Source organism: Phyllobacterium sp. NPDC097923 (assembly GCF_044760925.1).
Classification (GTDB): Bacteria; Pseudomonadota; Alphaproteobacteria; order Rhizobiales; family Rhizobiaceae; genus Phyllobacterium; species Phyllobacterium calauticae.
Map to the genome: position 1 here is coordinate 75,340 of NZ_JBIWBL010000004.1, position 23,861 is coordinate 99,200.

Here is a 23,861-nt window from a genome sequence, read left to right on the forward strand (position 1 = left end):
GTCAATTTATTACCCGGATGATATTGACTTTTCATTTTATAACCCGGATATAAATCAAATATCAATCGAGTACCCGTCATGACCGACCATCTTTCCCGACCCTGCACCGCTTTCGACGGTACAAACCTTCTCTTGTCCGGCCCCCTGGTCGAAGTGGCCTTGGCCGTAAAGAATACTTCCGAAGAAGGCGACACTTCCGGACCTCTCCTCGTCTTTGACGACATGACTGGCCGCGTCGTGGATCTCGATCTGCGCGGTACAAAGACCGACATCATTGCACGGTTGTTGCAGTCGTCGAAGGATGATGACGGTTGGCAAAATGCAAGCCAGCCGTCGCGGGAACCCGAGGATGGCCTGCCCGCACCTGCACCGCGTGGGCGAGGACGGCCAAAACTCGGCGTCATTGCCCGGGAAGTCACACTTCTGCCGCGGCATTGGGAGTGGCTTGCCGAGCAAAGCGGGGGTGCATCCGTTGCGCTCAGGCGGTTGATCGACGAAGCCAGAAAGGCGGGCGGCAGTGAAACCAAAACCCGTGCCGCCCAGGAAGCAGCCTACCACTTCGCATTGGCGATGGCGGGCAATATGCCTGGCTTTGAAGACGCAATCCGGGCTTTGTTTGCCGGCAACCAGACCGCTTTTGTCGAACGGGTCAGCGAATGGCCAACCGACGTGCGCCAGTATGCGATAAAGCTGGCATACGGCAGACAGTAGGCACCACTTTCCGGGCGGGAAGGCGCACGTCGACAAAATATACGACTATCCAACCTATCAGAACTGGAGCGAAATGCCGCTCCGGAAGGGCAGGCTTGTGCCTGACATTTGACATGACCCAACAGAGTATCGCGCCAAGAGCTGCGCGGCCCCTATGGCGCACATTCCTTGCCATCCTCCTGCCGATGATGCTGACCAATGTATTGCAGGCGGCATCAGGCACGATTGACGGAATCTTTCTGGGCCAATTTCTCGGCGTCAAAGCGATTGCAGCTGCATCGGCATTCTTTCCGATCATCCTGTTTTTATTCTCAATCGTTATCGGCCTGAGCAGTGGTGCGACAGTTCTCATCGGTCAAGCCTGGGGGAGCGGCGACCGCGGGAAGGTCCGGACTGTGGCGGGCACGGCTTTGGGAATGATGATCCTTGCGGGTTTCATCGTCAGCATAGTCGGCAGCTTGTTTGCGCAAAAAATCATATCGATGCTTGGGACACCTGCTGACATCCAAGCCGATGCCACGATTTACGCGCGCACAATGCTGGCAGGGATGCCGATCATCTTTACGCTTTGGCTGACAACGTCGATGAGCCGTGGCGTATCCGATGCGGTGACACCATTGTTAGCTCTCTCAATCGCTACAGTCGCTTCTCTTGTCTGCACCCCTGCATTCATTCGTGGCTGGTTTGGCATACCGTCCCTTGGTGTAGCCAGTGCACCCATCTCAGCTTTTGTCGGCGCCATCATTGCGATGCTGTGGCTTGCCGGGCATTGGCGACGCAAGAATCACCCTCTTGCGCCGAATTTCCGAAACCTTTTCCAGATGCGGATCAATCTCCATCTTGCCAAAGCCATCTTGCGCATAGGTCTTCCAATGGCTGTACAGATGCTGACGATGGCGGTAGCTGAGATGGTCCTGCTTGGATTGGTAAACCGGCATGGCGCCAATGCAACAGCAGCTTACGGGGCAATCAATCAGGTGATGCACTGGGTCCAGCTTCCAGTCATGTCGCTTGGCATCACCACGTCGATTTTGACCGCCCACGCCATCGGTGCAGGCCGGGCAGACAGGATCGGTAAAATCCTGCACACCGGCCTATGGCTGAACATCATCACAACGGGTGGCTTCGTCATCTTCGCTTATGCGTTTGCCAACCCGATTATCGGCTTGTTCATAACCGATAGTGAGGTCGTTGCTACAGCAATACAGCTTCTGCACATTGTGCTCTGGAGTCTTCTGGCGGCTGGAGCGACCAGTGTGCTGACCGGCGCGATGCGTGGCAGCGGTACTGTGCTCAATCCGACTGGCCTGTCAATTCTCGCCATCCTGGCAGTGGAAATACCGCTGGCCTACTTCATGAATGCCAAGATCGGGCTGACTGGAATATGGATTGCCTATGCCACGACCTTCGTCACAATACTGCTCTTTCAGATGCTGTACTTCCGTTTTTCATGGCGACGTCACCACATCACACGCCTGGTCTGAATGACCAGGGTTAATCCTGCGGCGCACGCGCTGCGCGTTGCAGGATTTCGACCACCATCTCGGAGGCCTTTTCGAGCGAACGCACCGGCAGAAATTCATAGATCGAATGAAAGTTATGGGCGCCGCAAAACAAATTGGGGCAAGGCAAGCCCTTTTCCGACAGCACTGCGCCGTCATAGCCGCCGCGCATGGGGATCGACTTCGGCGATACGCCAATCGCCCGCATCGCCTCCAGCGCCAGCTGTACCGGATAATGATTGGGGCCCTGCAAACTGTCGGCGACGTTGCGATACATTGGCTGATATGCTGCCGTCACAGTCTGGGCACCGTGGAGTTGATTAAAGCTCTCGACGACGGTGTCGACAAAGTGGCGCCGGTGGTCGAATCCCGCCTGGGTAAAATCACGGATGTCGAGAACGATCCGTGTTTCGGCAACCGTGCCATGGATGGATTTGACCCAGTAGTAGCCTTCGCGGTTTTCCGTATATTCCGGTCTTTCACCTGCCGGCAGCATGGCGATGAATTGCTGGGCAAAGAGCACGGCATTGCGCAGCTTGCCCTTGGCCGACATCGGGTGCGCGGTCTGCCCGTGGAAGGTGATGTGGAACTCACCCGCATTCCAGTTCTCGTGCACGATCTCGCCAATCTCGCAGCAATCCAGCGTGTAGGCGAAATCGGCATTGAGGGTTTTGACATCCAGCGCCTTGGCTCCCAGAAGGCCAATTTCCTCGTCCGGGACAAACACGACTTTCACCTCGCCATGTTCAATCGCGGGATTCGACTGAAGCGTCTGCATCGCATGCATGATCTCGGCTATGGCTGACTTGTTATCCGCACCGAGCAAACTTGTTCCATCGGTAACAATGATCCGGTCACCGGCATAACGCGTCAGCTCGGGAAAATCGCCCGGGCGCATAACGACCTGAAGCTGTTCGTTCAAGACGATATCGCCGCCTTCATACTGTACGATCTGGGCTTTGGTATCCGTATTGTACTCGCTGCTGGTGTCGAGATGGGCAACCCACGCCACGGTTGGAATCGTACGATTCTTGTCGGTTGCATTGCTCGGCAGTGTCCCCACCACGATCGAATGCTCCCGTTCCTCGACATCCAGCCCAAGGTCACGCAACTCTCCAGCCAGCAAGCGCGCCAATACTGATTGACCGGCACTCGAAGGCAAATGACCTGCGCCGGGGACCGTCGTGGTATTGATGCGTGTGTAGTTGAGAAATCGTTCAACAATGTCCATTGCGTTCTCTGCCTCTGATCAAAGATGCTGGTTTCGATGATTCCACTTTTCAGGACAAGCGTTTAGGTGACATATTTGTATTGCATTGCTCCGACCCCTCGCCGATAAATTCCGATCCCATCCATGTGATACGTTGATTCCCAGAAAAGACAGGACGACATGAAACTTCCCGAGAAAATTCTTTCAGCGACTATCCTTGCCCTCGGATTGAGCGGAACAACCATGGCTGTGGCTTCCGCAAAGACATTGATTTATTGCTCGGAAGCCGCGCCAGACGGCTTTGACGCTGCGAGCACCACATCGGGTGCGACATATGACGCCTCCGCCCGCAATGTTTCCAATGGCCTCATCAAGATCAAACGCGGTTCGACCGAACTGGAGCCGGGCCTCGCCGAAAGCTGGGATATTTCCGCCGACGGGAAAGAATACACGTTTCACCTGCGCAAGGGCGTGAAATTCCAGACAACGAGCTATTTTACCCCGACGCGCGATTTCAATGCGGATGACGTCATCTTTACGTTCGACCGTCAGGGGAACAAGGCCAATCCCTACAATGGCAAGGGAGTCTGGCCGCAATACAATTCCTATTCGTTCCCGAGCCTCATCGGCAAGATCGAAAAAGTCGACGAGCATACAGTCAAGTTCGTCCTTACCCGTCCGGAAGCGACGATGCTCGCTTCCCTTTCCCTCACATTCGCAGTCATTCAATCCAAGGAATATGCGGACAAGCTTCTGGCCGAGGGCAAGCAGGACGAATTTGGCCTGTTACCCATCGGAACCGGTCCCTACCAGTTTGTCGATTATCAGCCGGACACGGCCGTTCGCTATACGGCCAATCCCGATTACTGGGGCGGGAAGCAGAAGATCGATAATCTGATCATCGCCGTAACCCCGGATGCCTCAGTCCGCTACCAGAAGCTCAAGGCTGGCGAATGCCATGTCATGGCTTACCCGAACCCGGCCGATCTTGCTGAGATGAAAACCGACCCGGCGATCAACCTCCTGCAAAAGGAAGGCCTGAACATTGCGTTCATGGCCTACAACACGCTGGTCGCGCCTTTCAACGATGTGCGCGTGCGCAAGGCCATCAACATGGCCGTCAACAAGCAGGCGATCATCGACGCGGTCTACGGCTCGACCGGCATGGTTGCCGTCAATGCCATTCCGCCGGGTGTCTGGTCATACAATGCAGCCGTCAAGGACGATGCCTATGATCCCGCGCAATCGCAGAAACTGCTCGCAGAGGCTGGCGTCAAAGATCTTTCGATGAAAATCTGGGCCATGCCCGTTCAGCGTCCCTACATGCCCAACGCGCGCCGGACCGCCGAAATGATGCAGTCTGACCTGGCAAAAGTTGGCATCAAGGCTGAAATCGTTTCCTATGACTGGACCGAATACCTGAAGCGGTCACTTGAAAAAGACCGGGACGGCGCGGTCATTCTCGGATGGACGGGCGGCATTGCCGATCCGGACAATTTTCTTGCGGCCCTTCTGGGCTGCCAGGCTATTGGCAGCGGCAATCGCGCCAACTGGTGCAACGAAGACTTTGAAAAACTGATCCAGGCAGCCAAACTGACCACGGACCAGGCTGAGAGAACAAAGCTGTATGAACAGGCTCAGGTCGTGTTCAAGGAGCAGGCACCCTGGCTGACGATTGCCCATCAGATCGTCCAGCAACCGATTAGTGCCAAGGTGAAGGATTTCCGCGTTGATCCATTCGGCGGCAATCTGTTTGAAGATGTCGACATCGACGAATAAGATCGTTAAGCGCAGGGGCCTGGACAACGCCCGGCCCCCGCGCAATTCTTTACAGTATCCGAGCGTTGTTGATGCCGGTGCTGATGTGGCCAATACTGCGGCTCGGCAACATCATTGAAATACGTCTAGAGATAAGTTACGTTATTACGACGCCGGGCTTTCACAATCGGGAAGCACCTAATATCGTCAGGCAGCATTATTTAGGCTAATGGCGGTTTTATGCTCTGAAAAACGCATGAACCGTATTTTCGTTCTGGGCTTCTGAGATAACCAGAAATCCGCACGCAATATATTTCATACATAAACAAATTTATAAGTTGCAGAGACATGCAGAAAGACCTGAAGCCTTCCCTGATCATTGCGATATCCATCTGGTGCATTGCCCTGCTGGTGTACGTTTCCGTGTCGGCCGTCACGATTTTTCAAGACAAGTCGGACATGTTCGCAGCAAAGGCCAATGAGATCACAACTAGTGTTGATCGCCGCATTGCCCAGAATTTTGCTTTCGTCAAATCCCTGGAGGTTTTTTCAACCGTATCCGGTGTTGAGTCCATGAAGGTATTCAGCTCGCTGGTTCAGCATATAATGGACGCTTGCCCTCGCATACACCTGATCCATTTGTACGAGCTCCCCAAAGGCGATCACCCCTCTCACGCTACCCTCATGGCGAGTTTTCCCTCGACCACTGACGTTGCGGCAATACCTGCGGTGCTCCCAACAGTCATTAGCCAGCCCCGTGGCATGATCCGCGGATTCGCTGATCCACGCTTTCCCGGGCGTTATTTTACGACAGCACATGTTGAAAATGGCAATGCACATTATGCCATTGTCATGCTTCTGGATGTGGCACAAATGATCAAGCCGCTCCTGTTGTCCGGCTCACCGGAGGTCGAGTGGATCATTGGCGGCGTCCCTGCCATCCTACTGAATGACGAACAGGATTCGTTTTTCTCCCCCTGGCTTCGACTCGAAAAAACAATCGTTTCCAGTCTGCACAAAACGGCATCGGAGGACATCACCAACTTCCCCGAAGGGACGGTGTTTCGCATAAGCGAAACTGTTGATCTGAGTGAATTGTTCAATCCGTTGGGACTTGCAGCATATTGCTGTCTTTCCGCCGCAGCGGTCGCGGCAACCTATCATACCCTGCACCAACGCCGGCTCTCCCAGCGCCTGCGGCAATCGGAGGAAGAAGCATTGGGGCGTGCCGCGAGACTGGAAAAGGAGAACCGGCTGGAGCATGCGGCACGGGTCAATGCCATCGGGGAGCTTGCAGCCGGCATTATCCATGAACTGGCGCAACCTCTCACATCACTGCTCAGCCAAAGCCAGGCGAGCCTCAAGGTACTCGAGGAAAAAGAACCCCGCACCGGCCTCCTGAAACAGGCAATGGATGCCAACGTCCGGGATGCAAGAAGAGCCGGCCGAATACTCGGAAAGATCCGTGATTACATTGCAAATACAGCCGCAGCCCCTGAAATCACGACGCTTAACAGCGCCATCCTGGAGATTGTCGAGATTCTCAATTTGGAGATCAAACAACGGAACGTTTCGTTGGTGCTTTGTCTTGCAGAGCCTTCGCCCGTTGCAAATATCAATCGGGTAGAGCTTGAACAAGTCGTCCACAATCTGGTCCGCAACTCGATTGAAGCACTCGGCACATCGGAGCAGCCGCAAAAACGTATAACCATCCACACCGTCGCAGATCACACCGTGAATATCATCCAAGTGTCAGACAACGGGCCCGGTTTGAGCCCGGATACGCTTGCACAGCTCTTTCAGCCCTTCTTCACAACCAAGAGCAGCGGAATGGGATTGGGTCTCTCGCTGTCCCAAAGAATAGTGCAACGCGTCGGTGGGCTGCTCACCGCTTCGAACAAAGATGGCGCGGTCTTCACAATTACTCTGCCAAAAGCGGAGACTCGTCCAGTAACAGCACCTTGCATACCGTTGGTCGCTTTCGACGCAACCAACGGTATGCAACCGGAACATGACATCAAGCATTTCGCCGCCCGCGCCAACAAGCGATATGCCGGATAAAGAACAAAACGCGTCGATGCCTTACTGAACCCGCATTTTCATCTGCACAAATTCAGCCACGGATGTCGTGCCCAGTTTCTCGGAAATATTGGCCCGGTGCGCATCGACCGTCCGCAACGAGATGTTCAATGACGTTGCAATTTCCTTCGAACCCCATCCCCGGCAGACGAGATTGATGATTTCATTTTCGCGCGGGGTCAATGACGCGAACAACGCTTCAGCCTCTCGCTTTTCCAAAACAATCTCGAGAAGCACTTCAGCTTTCCCAAGCGCTTCAAAAAGCTGCTCCGGATCGACAGGCTTGGCCAGGAAATCAACGACACGCGATTGAAACGCCGTGCGGCAACTCCTCAGATCTCCATAGCCGGTAATAATGATGATAGGCCAGTCAATGCCTTTGCCGATCAGTTCCTTCTGCAATTCCAGCCCGTTCAACTCCGGCATCTGCAAATCCAGAAGCAGGTATCCGGGCGGCAACAGGCTGACCTCACGAAGAAAGGTCAACGGGCCATCAAAGGCAATGACATTGATCCTGTAGGCCTCGAAGAGCAGACAGAGCCCCTCCCGGACGGCAGCATCATCGTCAACGAGATAGACTGGATAGCGCATCAAAACGTGACCTTGTCTGGCGGCAGCAGCAATGGGCAAACGGAAACCCTGCCGTCGAGCAGGCGGAGAATACCCCGCCACACGATCACAGATTCACATGACAATGTATCCGTACTTGTACCTATTCAGGTATCTGCCAGGCGTTCAGATTGAAACAGCCATGGCAACGATGAGCACTGCCAGGGCGAGCGTGAAAACGAGAACCGCCACATCCGCATCGCTGAGTCTGACCTTTGCCGTCCGAAGCGGTGATATTCCCGGCCTGGGCTTGGCCTGACACGCAAGTAGCATGATGGCAATGATAGCCAGAACGTAGGTAAGATCGCGCATTCTATTCAACTATATCTGGTTCATGTCCCTGTTTAAAATAATGAATTCAACATATGAAATCCATTGCAGCACCACACCCAGAATATAAAAATCTCATATAAGTTTTGATGCCCTGGAAATTTCTATGCTCGACTGGGTACAGCCTCGCCCGCCTGATTCTTATACTTTTTTGATATGATTGCCGCGAACACGCAATGGAATTCCTATCGGAAGCGTTGATACGTATTAGCCGTACTCAACACGAGAATTGCGCGAGATGACAGCGACACGGAACAAGATGCCGGCAAAGCCTGCCTCCAGGGGTACGCGCTCTCAATGCCGTCGCATCCGTTTGCCGCCCGGCAGAGCCAGTTCCTGTCCATGCGCGGATGGAATGCAGAAGAGGACATCATGAACAGCGACAGTCAAGTTGAACGATCACGGCTAACCGGCGCGATGACAGCGCTCGTCACCCCGTTTAAAGACGGGAATGTCGACTACGACGCGATCGGCGAACTGGCGGAGTGGCACATCCAGTCCGGCATAAGCGCTCTGGTTGCGTGCGGAACTACGGGAGAGGCGTCCACGCTTACCTGGGATGAACGGCTGAGGATCATCAGAACGTGCCTGAAGGTATCGAACGGCCGTGTACCCATCATTGCCGGGACCGGCACCAGCAGTACCGAACTGACCATTGCCCACACATCCGCTGCCCTTTCCTGCGGCGCGGATGCGGCCTTGATCGTCACGCCTTTTTACAACAGGCCCAATCAGGATGGCATTGTTCGTCATTTCGAAGCGATTGCCGCACGCGTTCCGATACCGGTCATTGTCTATAACGTACCGTCCCGGACCGGCGTCGATATCTCCTTGCAGGCCCTCGACCGGTTGTCGCAGATGCCTTCAATCCTTGGCATCAAGGATGCAACCGGCGACGTGAGACGGGTCGAAGAGATGCGCAACACATTCGGAGATCGCTTCATTCTCCTGTCGGGGCATGATGCTTCAGCCCACGCCTTCAACCTTTTGGGCGGCGACGGAATGATTTCGGTCATGGCCAATGTCCTGCCCCACGTTTTTGTCGCCCTGCAAAATGCCTGCATCAAAGGTGATTGGCCAACGGCGAAGTATATTCACCAGAGGCTGAAACCTGTCCTCGAGGCTTTCGAGCTGGATACGAACCCCTGCCCCATCAAGGCCGCACTGAAACACCGGCGCGGCATGCGCGACGAGGTCCGCCTACCCCTCATCACCGTTGCCGATGATGTCGCCGCACAGATTGCATCCGCCCTGGATCACCTTGGAGGTGTTACCGCTCCTGATCACGGCGCCTCGGATGATGCAGCGTTCAATCTCCGGGAAAAATCCCCGGTTCATCCTGCTCCACTCGCATGGCGCGTTTAGAGTCTTTTCCCAATGAAATCACACCAGCCCGGAAGCAAGACATGACGGAAAGCAGCATGCAATATCCCGGCAACTCCAATACCCGCTGCCGTTTCATCGTCGGCCGCAATCTGGATGGCTGCTGGGTCGTTTGCGACAGGCAACGCCTTGTCGGCGGCCTCTTCGCCGACAGGGAGTCCGCCATCCATTTCGCCGTGAGTGAAAGTGAACATGAAGCTGGGGCCGTCTGGTGCGCACAGGACGGCGATTGTCTCATCGCCGATCCCTGGACCGATCTTTCAGTCCATGTCACGCCCTTTGACGGCTCGTCGCATCGACAGGGCCGCTATCGCAGATCAGCCTAGATCGATTTTTCTGGATAGGATGGACAGGCGGTCTCTTGGCTGCCTGTCACGCTATATCTGTCAGACACGCGCAAAGCGTCGTTGCGTCCCCGGCGGCCCGCATTTGTTCGAGCACCCCGGGAACTCTCAGTTTTCGCGTAAAATGCGCCAGCACATTCAAGTGCCTGTTTGCTTCAACGTCCGGCGTGATCAGCATGAGAATGACATCCACCGGCAGATCATCAATGGCATCGAACTCGACGGCCCTCTTCAGCCTTGCCAGGCAGGCTCTTGGCTTATCGACCCCTTCCATCCGCGTATGCGGAATCGCAACGCCGTGTCCGATGCCGGTGGAACCGAGGCGTTCGCGCTTTTGCAGCGCAGCCAAGAGAGCCGCAGCCGGAACTCCTGCATCCCTGCTCACAACATCCGCCATGGCATGCAGTGCCTGCGTCTTGGATGACACCTCCAGATCGTACATCACATCATCAAGATTGAGATAATCAGCCAATTTCATTCTCATTTCCAATTGCAAATCCCGGCGTACAAGCACGCGGCAACCCTACTCAACTTCTTTCAGGCGATACCCCACGCCGGTCTCCGTCACGATGTATCGCGGCTGATCCGGCAGTTGCTCAATTTTCTGCCGGAGCTGCCGGACGTAGACACGCAGATACTGGACATCCGCAGAGCCACCCCACACCTGTGACAGGAGAAAGCGGTGCGTAAGCACCTTGCCGGCGTGCTGCACCAGAACGCGGAGGATATCGTATTCCTTCGGCGACAGCTTCACTTCACTGCCGTCGACCTTCACAATCCGCTTCACCAGATCGACGGACAGACCGCCGGTTTCGAAAACCGGCAACTCCCCCTGCTGCTGCAGGCGATGCCGTAGGGCAACCCGAATGCGTGCGACCAGCTCGTTCATTCCAAACGGCTTGACGACATAATCATCGGCTCCAAGCTCCAGCGCCTCCACTATACCCCGTTCATCGGTACGGCTTGACAGTATGACCACCGGAATATCCGAGCCCTCCTCGCGCCACCGGCGCAGAAGATCGAGACCGGAAACATCGGGAAGACCAAGGTCGAGCAAAATCAGGTCGGGCTGATGCGCTTCCGCCTGCTCGGTGGCGCTGGTGGCGTTCCCCGCCTCCAGGACATTGTAACCCTGCGTACCAAGGCCGACCCGCAACAGTTTCCGAATGGGTTGCTCATCGTCCACGACAAGGATCCTGACGCTGGAATTTGTCACCGCCTGGCATCCATGCTGAGAACGGCCCCGGGAGCCGGCATTCTGATGGTGAAAACTGCCCCTGACCGATCGGTTCTTTGTTCCGCGGTGATTGTGCCGCCCATTGCCTCAATGAATCCGCGGGAAATGGAAAGCCCCAATCCGGTTCCCGCCTTGACCTGATCACCCTTGCTCACCCGATAGAAACTGTCAAAGACCCGTTCGAGATCCTCAACGGGAATTCCCGGACCTTCGTCCATCACCTGAAGGATGACCGATCCGTCATCCGACCAGGCTTGTATCCGCAGAGCCGAACCGTCGGGGGCATATTTCGCGGCATTGTCCAGCAGATTGAAAAGCACCTGCTCAAACAGGACAGGATCAATCCTCAGCATCGGCAAGTCATCCGGTATCGAGATCTCGATCTTATGGGTTCCGATAATCTTCTTTGCCCGGCTCAGCGCCGAACCGACGATGTCCCCGGCATAGTGATAGGCAAAGTTCGGTTCCATTGCCCCGGACTCAATCCGTGTCATGTCGAGCAGATTGGCAATAAAGCGATTGAGACGTTCGGATTCGTCGATGACTGTCGAGAGAAGATCGGAACGTTCGGCAGCGGCAAGCACGGGAGCGAATTCCTTCAAGGTGCCGGCGGCACCCATGATGGCAGCCAACGGAGTCTTCAGATCATGCGAGATGGACGTCAGCAGGGCTGAGCGGAGGCGGTCCGCTTCCGCCGCCAGCTTTGCCTTGTCCACATCAGCCGCCAGTTGTGTTCGCTCAATGCCGACCGCCGCCTGGTCGGCCAGGGCGTCAAGCAGGCGCTGCTGTTCAGGCGTCAGCAAAGGCCCCTTCTTGTCGCTGTCGAGACCGATGACACCAACGGCCATGCGTCCCGTCCGCAAGGGCAGATAAAGCCGCTTTGCGCCCGGCAAGGTATCGGCTCCCCTACCCGCAGCCCGGTTGTTTTCCCATGCCCATCGCGCGGCCGCGATGTCCGCGTCATCCAATGTATCGTCGGGTGGATAGCCGGCCTTCACTTCAATCGAACCTTTCTCCGGCAGAAGAAGCACGACCCGCAGTTTCAACATGGATGCGATCTGAAAGGCTGTGGCCCACAGGACATCATCGAGCGTGCTCGTTCCCGCCAGCTTCTTGCTGAAGAGATAGAGATCTTCCGTTGTTCTGGCCCGTTGCCGCGCTGCCGCCGCCTGCCGCTGCACTCTCGCCGTCAAATTGCTGGCGATCACTGCAACACCGAAAAAGAAGCCAAGCGCAATCACGCTTTCCGGGTCGCTGATAACCAGGGTGTAAAGGGGATCGAGGAAAAAGAAGTTCAGCACAATGGCGCTCAGCACCGACGCAAACAGGGCCGGCCAAAGCCCAACCGTCACTGCCGAAGCAAGCACGGCCATCAGGAAGACCAGGGCGATATTGCGTACATCCAGCACGCGCGAGATCAGCAGCCCCACCGCCAGCGCTCCGGCGACATATGCCGTGCTTAGAAGATAGGCCTTGAGCTGGAAACGTCCTTCCGGAATTTCCGACGCCTTCTGACGGGCCGGTTCGCCGTTCTGCTCGTTCCCGGAAATCACATGCACACTGATATTCCCGGCGTGCCGGATAAGATCATGTGAAACCGACCCTTCGAAGAACTCGCGCCAGCGCGGCTTTGTCGGCTTGCCTGTCACAATGTGCGTGACGTTGTTTTCCCGTGCATAGCGGGCAATCTCTTCGGCGGGATCGCGACCGGGCGTCGTGATCGCATCTCCCCCCAATTGGCTTGCAAGCCGCAAGGTGGAGGCAATGCGATCCTTGTCGTCTTCCGAGAGCCGCGTTGATCCGGGCGTTTCCACATAGAGTGCCGTCCACGGCGCACGCAACCGGTCAGCGAGACGCCGTGCATAGCGGACAAGGGAGGTTCCTCCCTGATGATCATCGATGCACACGACGACGCGATCGCCGGCAGCCCAGGGTCCCGATATCGCGTTCGCCTGCATGTGCGAGAGAAGCTGGTCGTCGACCCGCTGCGCCGTGCGGCGCAAGGCGAGCTCGCGCAGCGCTGTCAGGTTCCCCGGAGAGAAATAGTTCTCTATCGCCCGTTTGGCGGTGTCGGGAACATATACTTTGCCTTCATGCAGGCGCTTGATCAGATCTGCCGGCGTGAGATCGATGATTTCAACATCGTCCGCCTCATCGATGACGGAATCAGGCACGGTTTCCCGCACACGCACATGGGTGATCTGGGCCACGACATCATTCAGACTTTCCACATGCTGAATGTTGAGCGTGGAGTAAACATCAATGTCGTGTCTTAAAATCTCCTGGACATCCAGGTAGCGCTTCGGATGGCGCGAACCAGGCGCATTCGTGTGTGCCAATTCGTCCACGAGAACGAGAGCCGGACGGCGCGCCAGGATCGCGTCAATGTCCATCTCTTCAAGCTGGTGGTCCTTGTAGTTGATACGGGCTTTGGGGAGGACCTCGAAACCTTTGACGAGGGCTTCCGTTTCCTTGCGCCCATGTGTCTCGACCACACCGATAACAACATCGATGCCCTCGGCAATCGCCGCCCGTCCGGACATCAGCATCTCGTAGGTCTTTCCGACCCCCGGCGCTGCCCCCAAAAAAATCTTCAACCGACCGCGGGTCTCTCGCTCGGCATTTTCCAGCAGCGCCTCGGGCGATGGTCTTCGTTCAGTGTCGCGGCCGTCATCAGGCATGTGTCATGACCCCTTCGAAAATACCGGGAACCCGCATCGCACGTTCCCGGTATTTCAGGCTAACCGGCTTATTTCAGACCGTCGAGTGCCTGATTCAACGCCAGCAAATTGATAACCGGCTCACCCATGAATCCAAGCTCGCGCGTCTGTATGTTCTGATCCACCAGCTGGCGAATGCGTGCCTCATCGAGACCTCTTGCCTTCGCCACGCGCGGTATCTGGAAATAGGCGGCGGCCGGAGAAAGATGCGGGTCCAGCCCGCTGCCCGACGCCGTAACCAGATCAATGGGGACAGGAGCAGCGCTATTGGTTTCCTTCAGTGCCGCTGCATCTGTCTTGATGCGCTCGATCAGTTTCGGATTTGTCGGTCCGAGATTGGAGCCGCCGGAAGAACTCGCATTGTATCCGTCTCCGGCGGCCGATGGCCTGCCGTGAAAGTACTTGTCAGAGGCAAATGCCTGGCCAATCAATTCGGACCCGATGACAGTTCCGTTCTTCTCGATCAGACTGCCATTGGCCTGGTGCGGGAACAGCAATTGCGAGAGCCCGGTCATACCCAGGGGATAGATGAGACCCGTGATCACTGTAAGGGCGATAACCATGACAATCGCGGGTTTGAGTTGTTTCAACATTGGAATGATCCTTTATGCGAGCCCGAGGCTGGTGATGACCATGTCGATCGCTTTGATGCCGATGAATGGCACGATGACACCGCCCAGGCCGTAAATCAGAAGGTTGCGGCTCAACAGAGCCCCAGCACCGACCGCCCGGTACTTGACGCCCTTGAGCGACAGCGGAATGAGCGCAACGATGATCAGGGCATTGAAAATGATTGCCGACAGAATGGCGCTTTGCGGCGTCTGCAAGCCCATGATGTTGAGTGCGGCGAGCTGCGGATAGAACGCCAGAAACATTGCAGGGATAATGGCGAAGTATTTGGCGATATCGTTGGCGATCGAGAACGTCGTCAGCGCACCGCGCGTCATCAGCAGCTGCTTGCCGATGCCGACGATTTCAATGAGCTTGGTCGGATCGCTGTCGAGATCGACCATGTTGCCCGCTTCACGCGCGGCCACCGTACCGGTATTCATCGCCACACCAACGTCGGCCTGCGCAAGCGCCGGCGCGTCGTTGGTCCCGTCGCCGCACATTGCCACGAGCTTGCCCTTGGCCTGTTCGTCGCGGATGAGCGAGAGCTTGTTCTCAGGTGTGGCCTGAGCGAGGAAATCGTCAACGCCGGCTTCCGCCGCAATCGCCGCTGCTGTCAGCGGGTTATCACCCGTGATCATCACCGTCTTGATGCCCATGCGGCGCAGTTCCGAGAAGCGTTCGCGAATCCCGCCCTTGACGATATCCTTCAGGTGAATGACGCCGAGCAGCTTGCCATCGCGTACCACTGCAAGCGGTGTCCCGCCTGCCTTGGCGATCTGATCGGCGATGGACTGCAGCTCGCGCACCAGCTCGGCGCTTGCCCGGACGGTTCCCGTTACAACGGTTGTGGAATTGACGTAGGCAAGAACCGCATCGACAGCCCCCTTGCGGATGGACGAGCCATCGATATCCACGCCGCTCATGCGGCTTTGCGCAGTGAATGGCACGAATGTGGCATGCAATGTCGCCATGTCACGCGCACGAATGCCATATTTTTCCTTTGCCAGTACGACGATAGAGCGGCCTTCCGGCGTTTCATCGGCCAGGGAGGCAAGCTGCGCCGCATCGGCCAGTTCCTGCTCGGTCACACCGGTCACGGGACTGAATTCCGTTGCCTGGCGATTGCCGAATGTGATCGTCCCGGTCTTGTCGAGAAGCAAAGTGTCGACGTCACCGGCGGCCTCGACGGCGCGTCCGGACATGGCAAGAACATTGAACTGGATCAACCGGTCCATGCCCGCAATGCCGATTGCCGACAGAAGTGCGCCGATCGTGGTCGGGATCAGTGTGACAAACAGAGCAACCAGGACAACCACGGGAATGGCGCCGCCTGCATAGGTTGCAAAGCTTGGGATCGTAGCCGTTGCCAGCACGAAGATCAGGGTCATGCCGGCAAGAAGAATGTTGAGCGCAATTTCGTTGGGTGTCTTCTGCCGTTCCGCGCCTTCGACAAGCGCAATCATCCGGTCTATGAATGTGGAGCCGGCAGCGGCAGTGATACGCACGCGCAGCCAGTCCGACAGGACCTGGGTCCCGCCGGTGACAGCCGAGCGGTCACCGCCGGACTCGCGGATGACCGGAGCGGATTCACCGGTGATGGCAGATTCATTGACCGAGGCGATGCCTTCGATGACTTCACCGTCCGAGGGGATAATATCACCTGCCTCGACCAGCACGATATCGCCGACCTTCAGCTTGGTGCCGGGCACCAGTTTGAAGCTGGTGCGGTCATCGCCGGTGAGAAGCTTGGCCTGCGTTTCCGTGCGCGCCTTGCGCAGTGAATCCGCCTGTGCCTTGCCGCGGCCTTCGGCGACGGCTTCGGCAAAATTGGCGAAAAGCACGGTGAACCAGAGCCAGACGATGATCTGGAATGAAAATCCGAGATCGCGGCCGCCGGTCGCCATGTCCTTGAGGAACAGCACCGTCGTCAGGAACGAGACGACCGCAACCACGAACATGACGGGGTTTTTGATGAGGCTGCGCGGATTAAGCTTTTTGAAAGCTCCTCCGATGGCCGGTATGAGTATGCGAGAGTCCATAAGGCTCGCGGATTTGGACTGGCTCATTTGAGACTCCAGTTTTGAAATTCTTGTAACTGCACGGCGGCGATCATGACGCTGTGACTGTGTGAAGACAGGCGTATGCCGCAAGCCAGACGATCAGCATCACCAGCGTCATGCCAAGGATGATGTCGGAGGCGCGCACGCGCTTGGCTGCCCCTCGCGCCAGCTTGCCGGCGCGAGGATGGACATTGAATTGCAGGTAACCGTGACGCATGACAGGCTCCATCAGAAGGTCTGGCCAAGACCGATGGCGAGGTGCTCGACAATCGGTCCGACAGCCAGGGCCGGGAAGAATGTGAGACCGCCGACGATCAGGATGACGCCAATGAGAAGTCCGACAAACAAACCGCCATGGGTTGGGAAGGTGCCTGCGGATTCCGGAACGGTCTTCTTGACGACCAGCGACCCGGCAATTGCCATGACCGGAATGATCACGAAGAACCGGCCCATGAGCATGCCGATGGCGAGCGTAAGATTATACCAGGTGGTGTTCCCGCTGAGACCGCCGAATGCCGAGCCATTGTTGGCAGCGGCCGACGTATAGGCATACAGGATTTCGGAGAAGCCGTGCGGGCCGGAATTACCGGTTGCAGCCACAGCCGATGGCAGCACGCATGCAATCGCCGTGAAGCCAAGCATGGCAAGCGGCAGGCAAAGCACGCCGAGCATGGCCATCTTCACTTCCTTGGCTTCGATCTTCTTGCCGAGATATTCCGGCGTGCGGCCGACCATCAGTCCGGCAACGAAAACCGCGATCACCACATAGAGCAGAATGCCATAGAGACCGGCACCAACACCGCCGATGATGACCTCTCCCAGCATCATGTTGATCATGGGCAGCATGCCGCCAATGGCCATGAAACTGTCATGCATGGCATTGACCGCGCCGCAGGATGCGGCCGTTGTGATCACGGCGAAAAGCGCCGACAAAGCGATGCCGAAGCGGGTCTCCTTGCCTTCCATATTGCCGCCATCGATCCCAAGCGCATGCACCAGCGGATTGCCGGCAGCCTCCGACCAGTAGCAGGCGGTAACGCCAGCCAGGAAAAGAACCCCCATGGCGGCGAAGAGAGCCCAGCCTTGACGTTGGTTTCCAACCATCCGGCCGAAGACATTGGTCAGCGCGGCACCGATCGCAAAGATCGAGACCATCTGGATGAAGTTCGAGATGGCATCCGGATTTTCAAAGGGATGGGCCGAGTTGGCATTGAAGAAACCGCCGCCATTCGTGCCGAGCATCTTGATCGCCAACTGGGATGCAACGGGGCCGACAGCGATGGTCTGCTTTGCGCCTTCGAGCGTTGTCGCATCGACATAAGTCCCGAGCGTCTGTGGAACACCGAGATACACATAGACAAGCGTCAGAACGATGCAGATGGGGAGCAGGATATAGAGCGTGCTTCGCGTCAGATCGACCCAGAAATTGCCGACGGACTTGCCTGACGTGCGGGCAAACCCGCGAATGAGGGCGATGGCAATCGCAATGCCCGTGGCTGCCGATACGAAGTTCTGAACCGTGAAACCGGCCATCTGAACAAGATAGGACATGGAGCTTTCGCCGCCATAGTTCTGCCAGTTGGTGTTGGTGACAAAGCTGACAGCGCTGTTGAAGGCAAGACCGGGTTCCGTTGCCGTCATGCCAGCGGGATTATAGGGAAGAATTCCCTGGAACCTCTGCAGCGCATAAAGCGCGATGAGGCCGCCCAAGCTGAAGAGCAGCAATGCAGCCGTATAGGTGGTCCAGTGTTGCTCGTCGCGCTCGCTTGTTCCGGCAATACGATAAAGGCCCCGCTCCACCGGAACGAGGACGGGCGAAAGGAATGTGCGCTCGCCGTTAAAAACACGCGTCATGTAACCGCCAAGCGGTTTCACAAGTAAGATGATGATCCCGCAGTAAACGAGAATCTGTATCCAGCCGTTGAGAGTCATAGGTGTAGCTTTCCAAGCCTGGTGTCAGAGGCGATCAGAAGCGCTCTGGGCGAACCAGCGCGTAAGTGAGATAGGCAAGAAGGAACAAGGTCACTCCACCTCCCAGAATGTAATCGATGGTCATTATCTGATCCTTCCGATTACAAATTTTCACAGGCTTTTGTATAAGCCAGCGAAATGAGAAAGAACAAAACACCTATTCCAAGAACAATAAAGTCCATCTGGAGAACTCCTTATATAGACAGCATCAATATTGCTGATCATTACTCAAAAGTATTTTCAGACAAATTGCTGAGCAAAGGAGTTATGCCGCCTCGGACATAAGAATTCGAGACGGGACACAGAGAGGAGGTATAAGGAAACTATAAGGATTTGAGGGGGAATTGGCTGAATTCCTCGCAACAACGGAACGCACGCCAAGCCGATGGAATAATTTCATAAAAGGCCATAAGCGCCCCAAGACGGAGGCATCTCGGTCAGGAAATCATTTAAATCCCAGATCTGCTCACCGGCCAGCTGCTCAGCAAAATGACGGCGATACCAGCGAGAATGACAGGCCACAACCACGGGAAAATGCCCAATTCCTCGTGATAATCAGCAAGTGCAGATTTTGAACCAATCACCGCCTTCGGCGGTTGTTCAGTACGCATACCATTGTGTAAGTACAGGGCCGTACGAAAGATTCTGGAACGTGGGAATGTCCCCGTGTCCTTTTTAACGATGCGGCTTGTTCCGGAGAACCAGACTGTTGCTAAGATTTTGATCCGCGCCTAAAAGGCGCGGATATTTTTCAATTGGATGGGCAGAACAAATATATAAACAGCCCATGAGCATATACTATAGGGCACGCTGCCTTGGCGCAGGCAAGACAGTCCCGGCCATGGCACGGTTTGCGAATATTCCGGTTTCCTGATCACTTCATTGCATCAATCCGACAGACCGTAACATGTCATACGAAACTGTCAGATATGTCATTACTCGCCGCAGATCATTCTTGTAACGTATTCCTTGTCTTAATTCTCGGCGGCCAACTGAGCGAAAAATCATCTCGATCGAGAGTCAAATTCGGACTATAGGCGGGATCTTCTCGAAGAACTCTACCCCAACGTTCCTTCAGAAAATTCACTTCCCTTAGGAATCTTGCCTGCTTTTCCGGTGTATCCTCAGTCCCGCGCGACGCCGATTCATGATGGTAAAGCTCTGCAAAGGGCGTCCAAACATTTCGATACCCTGCTTGCCGGACACGAATGCAGAAGTCGATATCGTTAAAGGCGACTTTCAGGTTCTCCTCGTCCAGTCCGCCAACTTGTGTAAAAATATCCTTTCGAACGATCAAACAGGCTGCGGTAACAGCACTGAGGGTTTGCGTCAGTTGCGCCCTCCCGAAATACCCCGGTGCACCGCGTGGTAGTCCTTTGTGAGCATGGCCAGCGGCACCCAAGAGGCCCAATATGACGCCCCCATGTTGAAGCGTGTCGTCCGGATACCACAGACGCGCACCAACCGCTCCCACACCAGGCTGGCTGGCTATGCTGACCATTTCACTCAACCAATTAGCGGATATAACTTCGATATCGTTGTTGATCAGACCGACGAACTCGCCTTTGGCTTCCTGCACTGCACCGTTATTCAACGCAGAATAATTAAACGGCCTCATATCACGAATGACACGAATCCGCTTTTCGCGAGAAATTGTATCAAGATACTTCAGAGTATCCTCATCATCCGAATTATTATCGACAATAATTATCTCGTAATTCGCGTACTCTGTCTTTGCAACAATGCTGTCTATACATTGCTGCAACAGGTTTAATCTATTCCGCGTTGGAATGATGAGACTCACGAGTGGAAGTGCTTCAGGTAAATCGTATCGAGTTCTATACATCCCGAAGTCGAGCAGTTCCGACGTGGCTTTGATTTCCATGCGTTGGAAATGCTCATTGAGCACTTGCTGTCCTACGCGGAGCGCATAGCCCTTGTTGCTTCCCGACTGAGCAGTGCTATCTGCGTGGCTGCGCCAATGGTAAAGTACCCGCGGGATATGCAGGATTTGATCGGCCTTCAACACCTCAATGCAGCGCAAAGCAAGGTCATAGTCCTGAGAGCCTTCTCTGCCTTCTCTAAAGCCGCCGAGACTCTTCACCAAGTCTGACTTGTAGACGCCCAAATGAGAGATCATATTGTGCGACAGGAACAGATCCGGATTCCAGTCGGATTTGAAATACGGACTGAAACGTTTTCCGACTTCGTCAATTTTATCTTCATCTGAGTAAATCAACGCCGCGTCCGGATTGCGCTCGATGGTTTCAAAAACGTAGTAAAGCGCCTCCGGTGTAAGCAGATCATCCTGATCCATCAGTGCAGTCCACTCGCCGGTTGCGAGTTCAAGCGCGCTATTAGAAGCCGCAGAAATATGACCGTTGGCCGCGCGAAAAGTGACTTTTATCCGCTCGTCCAGTGCCTGATAGTTGAGAAGCACTTCGCGAACTTTTGGATCAGTGGACTTGTCGTCAGCGATACAAAGCTGCCAATGTGGATAGAGTTGGTCGCGAACTGATTGAATCGCTTCGTTTAGCCACACCAGATTGGGATTATAAACAGGCATCACAATGGATATCAGAGGGGTATTCTTCGACCGTTTTAAATGCGCATTTACATCCTCAGATTCCAGTCGATCCAGCATTGCATAACGATCCAGCCATTCCGAGTAGTCATTTCCAAACATGCCTCCCTTAGGATTTGTGCTATCCGCTGCCTTGATCCGTTGCAGTAAACCCAACACACCTTCCCGTTGAATTATTTTTAAAGCATGACCCATTGATGATTTCACACCGCCGCCATACTTTATGAGCTTTGACAGAAGAATGATTTTTCTCAAGATGCCCTGAATGCGATTACTGATAAATCGATAGGGTGCAGTCATTTTCCAACTCGTCGAACGCTCGTATGCTGAAATTTGTTGCGTTTTCTGGAAGATCTGGCTTTGAAGCTCTCTCGCGGCGTCACTCATCCCAAGACACTTTGACTTTAGCTCCAAAATTTCGTTGCCGAGCTTACCATTGCTAAGTCTTAAGCGGTCATTTTCTTGTTTCAGCAGGTCATTTAGATTATTTTTATGTTCCACTTTGACTTCCAACTCTTGAATGCGTTGGGAATACTCATTCAGTTTGGTTGTTTTCACGTCCAGAGCTTCCTGTTTAAACTTACAACGGCTTCCGCCTTAAATGCGGCACCGCGAAGGGTATAAGGTTGAACATAGTGGACTACTACCGTTGCAAAGCTGGAGTTGCCATGGCACCCCACGCTCCCCATCCCCGTCCTTTGTCTTCCAGCGTTATACTTAGGTTCGATTTCTCACCTTCCTTGCAAGCATCAAACGCATTTATCTGCAAATATTGCCATAAATGGGGTCGCAGCAAATCAAACACCGGTGTCTCATCAGATACCATCCTACCGTTGGATTTGATGACAAGACTTAACCCTTCTGTTGAGGGCCCGCGCAAAATTGGAACAATGACGGTCTGACAGGTGGTATCGCGAATGTTGTAGGTTATGCTGCCTACATCCTCATCGGATGAAACCCAAGTGCCGCTGATTTCGGCCCCCTCATAGGGTACGCTTATGGAAAGGATGGCTGGCACGCCGGGACTAGCCGTTGCACCCAAATGCACAACCTGAGTTTGCAGGGGCGCTAATTTCCCAGCTGGGACCAGATATGGTCCATCTGGCAAGAGGGGGAGATCCAAACGGCACGGCTTTTCGTTCTCGCCGAAAATCACCAGCAAAGCTATGGGAAGGCTTGTATTGCCTGCTGCCCCATTTACGGGCACCACAAAACCACGATAGTACCTGTTTGCACCAACAGTTTTAGCAATATCGGGACGGCGCTGAAGTGGGGCCGTATATCCGAGAACATTCTGGCTTGCGTCGACGGCAACAATCCACCGTGGAGTTTGTCGCTTAGCATTTGTCACCCAGCCAGTCGCCTGCCACGCCGTAGCAGAAAGACGCTGGACTTTATCGACGGATCCAAGTTCACAAGCCTGGGCTGGTTTATCAGTCCACTGTTTCCAACTCGATCCTGACAGTCCTGGGTTATCTGCGAATAGATTGAGTTTGGCGTCTCGCAGAAAATCAATGGTCGGCTTTATGCGGTCAGGTAAGGGGTACAATTTCAGCAACTGTTCATCAGGGAGCAAACCGGAAGACAGAAAATATCCAGCCTGGTTGACTTCATTCGTGTGGCTGGCACCAGCAATATTACCCGACCGTAAACTGGTCCACGCCGCAACACTTAAGGCAAGAAGAATCCATAATCCCAATCGTGCCTGACGAAGCGACGGCCGATAATCGGCTAAAACTGTCACTCGAAACAGAATGGCGAAAAGTGTCATCCACAAGACAAGCATAGGCGTCGAATAGCGTGACGAGAGTGCTACACCTGTACCCAGCGCCGTCCTCCCCCACGCCGCGCCAACCGCCGTTGCGAAGAGAAAACTTGCGAGGGCAAAGAGTCCCACCAAAGCCTCATCAAGCGGCCGTCTGCGCAGAAACGGTAGCAGAACATAAAGCAAAAACAAAATACAGTAAGCACCAAACAACACCAGACCACATATCGCGGCAATAACTCCTCGATTGCTGATGGGGCTACCAAGCATGCCAAAAAAGAAAGACACAAGATTGCCGAGTGTCTTTAGCGCAGGATCTCCGACGGAGGGTGCACCACGTGTCAAAACGACAAACGCACCAATGAACAATGCCGCGACGAATGCATAAAGCACCGTTTTAATCGGCCGGTAGCGGCGAAGAACAAACAGGATGATAATGGAAACAGGCAATGCGATGCCATTGCCCATCGAAAACACACCTAAGCCCGTTGTCACAAGCAATCCAGCGAACCACCAAGGGGATGTGACTTGCTCACGGTCACTTACTTTCAACCCAATAAGACAGCTTATCAGTGTGAAGATCAGCACGAGATAAAACTGAGGTTGGAAGCCCCAGAGCAAATTCTCCCATTGGGCCAGCGAGAATCCGGATGCAGAGAAAAGCAGAAAGAATGGATAGAAATACTTATTCTCTTTGTCATTGACAAACAAAATCTTGGCCAACAGCCACGCAATACAAAATGTTGCGATGCCAATCGACACAATGAGCGGACCATTTGTTAGACTAAAAAAATAGTAATCGAGAAAGAAAAGCAGCTTTGTCGTTGCAATGACATGCTCGTTATGCGCAGCAAAAAGATACTGGAGCGAGAGTGTGTCTTGCTTTGATCTCGCCAGCTCAGTCGCAAATTCCCACTGATCCCAATAAAGGGGGACCATATAGTTCGCCCGCACGAATAAAATCGAGTAAACTATGAGAACCAAGG

Annotated in this window: 19 protein-coding genes; 6 read left to right on the top strand and 13 right to left on the bottom strand. The window is 54.7% G+C overall.

Translation table 11 applies throughout. The features are described 5' to 3' along the window. Positions 1-78 precede the first annotated feature (78 nt). Together ACIQWS_RS18790 and ACIQWS_RS18795 are read left to right on the top strand one after the other, a co-directional pair. Positions 79-711 carry a DUF2239 family protein gene (locus ACIQWS_RS18790; protein WP_346306778.1) on the top strand — a complete coding sequence of 211 codons (633 nt, stop codon included), beginning with the start codon at positions 79-81 and terminating at the stop codon, positions 709-711. 113 nt (positions 712-824) lie between these two features. Next, positions 825-2,195, top strand: a complete 1,371-nt coding sequence (locus ACIQWS_RS18795; protein ID WP_346306777.1) for an MATE family efflux transporter — start codon at positions 825-827, stop codon at positions 2,193-2,195. Positions 2,196-2,205: 10 nt separating this feature from the next. Here the strand turns inward: ACIQWS_RS18795 and pepT are convergent, their stop codons facing one another. After that, positions 2,206-3,444 (bottom strand): peptidase T, encoded by a 1,239-nt coding sequence (pepT, locus tag ACIQWS_RS18800; protein ID WP_403182821.1) that lies wholly within the window; start codon positions 3,442-3,444, stop codon positions 2,206-2,208. A gap of 159 nt (positions 3,445-3,603) precedes the next feature. Between pepT and ACIQWS_RS18805 the strand changes: the two genes are divergently transcribed. Together ACIQWS_RS18805 and ACIQWS_RS18810 are read left to right on the top strand one after the other, a co-directional pair. After that, the gene (locus ACIQWS_RS18805; RefSeq protein WP_346306775.1) at positions 3,604-5,202 is read left to right on the top strand and encodes an ABC transporter substrate-binding protein; all 1,599 of its coding nucleotides are present in this window, start codon (positions 3,604-3,606) and stop codon (positions 5,200-5,202) included. A 327-nt stretch (positions 5,203-5,529) separates the two neighbouring features. Then, entirely contained in the window at positions 5,530-7,242 is a 1,713-nt protein-coding gene (locus ACIQWS_RS18810) for a sensor histidine kinase (RefSeq protein ID WP_403182829.1), read from the top strand. A 21-nt stretch (positions 7,243-7,263) separates the two neighbouring features. Here the strand turns inward: ACIQWS_RS18810 and ACIQWS_RS18815 are convergent, their stop codons facing one another. Together ACIQWS_RS18815 and ACIQWS_RS18820 are read right to left on the bottom strand one after the other, a co-directional pair. Then, positions 7,264-7,851, bottom strand: a complete 588-nt coding sequence (locus ACIQWS_RS18815; protein ID WP_403182832.1) for a response regulator transcription factor — start codon at positions 7,849-7,851, stop codon at positions 7,264-7,266. A 144-nt stretch (positions 7,852-7,995) separates the two neighbouring features. Next, positions 7,996-8,181 carry a hypothetical protein gene (locus ACIQWS_RS18820; RefSeq protein WP_346306772.1) on the bottom strand — a complete coding sequence of 62 codons (186 nt, stop codon included), beginning with the start codon at positions 8,179-8,181 and terminating at the stop codon, positions 7,996-7,998. 315 nt (positions 8,182-8,496) lie between these two features. On the opposite strand from ACIQWS_RS18820, the gene dapA reads away from it, so the two are divergent. Further along, a complete protein-coding gene (gene dapA / locus ACIQWS_RS18825) occupies positions 8,497-9,564 on the top strand; it encodes a 4-hydroxy-tetrahydrodipicolinate synthase (protein ID WP_403182835.1) in 1,068 nt (355 codons plus the stop codon). 41 nt (positions 9,565-9,605) lie between these two features. Beyond that, the gene (locus ACIQWS_RS18830) at positions 9,606-9,908 is read left to right on the top strand and encodes a hypothetical protein (protein ID WP_346306770.1); all 303 of its coding nucleotides are present in this window, start codon (positions 9,606-9,608) and stop codon (positions 9,906-9,908) included. A gap of 46 nt (positions 9,909-9,954) precedes the next feature. Here ACIQWS_RS18830 and ACIQWS_RS18835 read toward each other — a convergent pair whose 3' ends face one another. The 10 genes from ACIQWS_RS18835 to ACIQWS_RS18880 form a co-directional block, all read right to left on the bottom strand. After that, positions 9,955-10,440 carry a PTS sugar transporter subunit IIA gene (locus tag ACIQWS_RS18835; RefSeq protein ID WP_403182839.1) on the bottom strand — a complete coding sequence of 162 codons (486 nt, stop codon included), beginning with the start codon at positions 10,438-10,440 and terminating at the stop codon, positions 9,955-9,957. Positions 10,441-10,449: 9 nt separating this feature from the next. Beyond that, positions 10,450-11,142, bottom strand: a complete 693-nt coding sequence (locus ACIQWS_RS18840; RefSeq protein WP_403182842.1) for a response regulator transcription factor — start codon at positions 11,140-11,142, stop codon at positions 10,450-10,452. Beyond that, positions 11,139-13,844, bottom strand: a complete 2,706-nt coding sequence (locus tag ACIQWS_RS18845) for a DUF4118 domain-containing protein (RefSeq protein WP_403182846.1) — start codon at positions 13,842-13,844, stop codon at positions 11,139-11,141. Before ACIQWS_RS18845 ends, ACIQWS_RS18840 begins: the two co-directional genes overlap by 4 nt. Positions 13,845-13,912: 68 nt before the next feature. After that, positions 13,913-14,476 carry a potassium-transporting ATPase subunit KdpC gene (kdpC, locus tag ACIQWS_RS18850; RefSeq protein WP_403182849.1) on the bottom strand — a complete coding sequence of 188 codons (564 nt, stop codon included), beginning with the start codon at positions 14,474-14,476 and terminating at the stop codon, positions 13,913-13,915. Positions 14,477-14,488: 12 nt separating this feature from the next. Further along, complete coding sequence (gene kdpB / locus ACIQWS_RS18855) at positions 14,489-16,561, bottom strand: potassium-transporting ATPase subunit KdpB (protein ID WP_346306765.1); 2,073 nt, start codon at positions 16,559-16,561, stop codon at positions 14,489-14,491. 43 nt (positions 16,562-16,604) lie between these two features. After that, entirely contained in the window at positions 16,605-16,772 is a 168-nt protein-coding gene (locus ACIQWS_RS18860) for a hypothetical protein (RefSeq protein WP_223614240.1), read from the bottom strand. An 11-nt stretch (positions 16,773-16,783) separates the two neighbouring features. Continuing rightward, positions 16,784-18,487: a potassium-transporting ATPase subunit KdpA gene (kdpA, locus tag ACIQWS_RS18865; protein ID WP_403182853.1), complete on the bottom strand. Its 1,704-nt coding sequence runs from the start codon at positions 18,485-18,487 to the stop codon at positions 16,784-16,786. A 34-nt stretch (positions 18,488-18,521) separates the two neighbouring features. Then, a complete protein-coding gene (locus tag ACIQWS_RS18870) occupies positions 18,522-18,611 on the bottom strand; it encodes a K(+)-transporting ATPase subunit F (RefSeq protein ID WP_163593559.1) in 90 nt (29 codons plus the stop codon). A gap of 864 nt (positions 18,612-19,475) precedes the next feature. After that, complete coding sequence (locus tag ACIQWS_RS18875) at positions 19,476-21,668, bottom strand: glycosyltransferase (protein ID WP_403182858.1); 2,193 nt, start codon at positions 21,666-21,668, stop codon at positions 19,476-19,478. Between the two features lie 85 nt (positions 21,669-21,753). Beyond that, positions 21,754-23,814 carry a hypothetical protein gene (locus ACIQWS_RS18880; RefSeq protein WP_403182861.1) on the bottom strand — a complete coding sequence of 687 codons (2,061 nt, stop codon included), beginning with the start codon at positions 23,812-23,814 and terminating at the stop codon, positions 21,754-21,756. Between the last annotated feature and the right edge of the window lie 47 nt (positions 23,815-23,861).

What these genes read in the sequence shown, in the direction of transcription:
- ACIQWS_RS18790 (WP_346306778.1), top strand. Translation starts at nt 79, where the DNA reads ATGACCGACCATCTTTCCCGACCCTGCACCGCTTTCGACGGTACAAAC.
- ACIQWS_RS18860 (WP_223614240.1), bottom strand. Translation starts at nt 16,772, where the DNA reads ATGCGTCACGGTTACCTGCAATTCAATGTCCATCCTCGCGCCGGCAAG.
- kdpA (WP_403182853.1), bottom strand. Translation starts at nt 18,487, where the DNA reads ATGACTCTCAACGGCTGGATACAGATTCTCGTTTACTGCGGGATCATC.
- ACIQWS_RS18830 (WP_346306770.1), top strand. Translation starts at nt 9,606, where the DNA reads ATGACGGAAAGCAGCATGCAATATCCCGGCAACTCCAATACCCGCTGC.
- pepT (WP_403182821.1), bottom strand. Translation starts at nt 3,444, where the DNA reads ATGGACATTGTTGAACGATTTCTCAACTACACACGCATCAATACCACG.
- kdpB (WP_346306765.1), bottom strand. Translation starts at nt 16,561, where the DNA reads ATGAGCCAGTCCAAATCCGCGAGCCTTATGGACTCTCGCATACTCATA.
- kdpC (WP_403182849.1), bottom strand. Translation starts at nt 14,476, where the DNA reads ATGTTGAAACAACTCAAACCCGCGATTGTCATGGTTATCGCCCTTACA.
- ACIQWS_RS18820 (WP_346306772.1), bottom strand. Translation starts at nt 8,181, where the DNA reads ATGCGCGATCTTACCTACGTTCTGGCTATCATTGCCATCATGCTACTT.
- ACIQWS_RS18805 (WP_346306775.1), top strand. Translation starts at nt 3,604, where the DNA reads ATGAAACTTCCCGAGAAAATTCTTTCAGCGACTATCCTTGCCCTCGGA.
- dapA (WP_403182835.1), top strand. Translation starts at nt 8,497, where the DNA reads ATGCCGTCGCATCCGTTTGCCGCCCGGCAGAGCCAGTTCCTGTCCATG.
- ACIQWS_RS18880 (WP_403182861.1), bottom strand. Translation starts at nt 23,814, where the DNA reads ATGGTCCCCCTTTATTGGGATCAGTGGGAATTTGCGACTGAGCTGGCG.
- ACIQWS_RS18795 (WP_346306777.1), top strand. Translation starts at nt 825, where the DNA reads ATGACCCAACAGAGTATCGCGCCAAGAGCTGCGCGGCCCCTATGGCGC.
- ACIQWS_RS18815 (WP_403182832.1), bottom strand. Translation starts at nt 7,851, where the DNA reads ATGCGCTATCCAGTCTATCTCGTTGACGATGATGCTGCCGTCCGGGAG.
- ACIQWS_RS18810 (WP_403182829.1), top strand. Translation starts at nt 5,530, where the DNA reads ATGCAGAAAGACCTGAAGCCTTCCCTGATCATTGCGATATCCATCTGG.
- ACIQWS_RS18870 (WP_163593559.1), bottom strand. Translation starts at nt 18,611, where the DNA reads ATGACCATCGATTACATTCTGGGAGGTGGAGTGACCTTGTTCCTTCTT.
- ACIQWS_RS18845 (WP_403182846.1), bottom strand. Translation starts at nt 13,844, where the DNA reads ATGCCTGATGACGGCCGCGACACTGAACGAAGACCATCGCCCGAGGCG.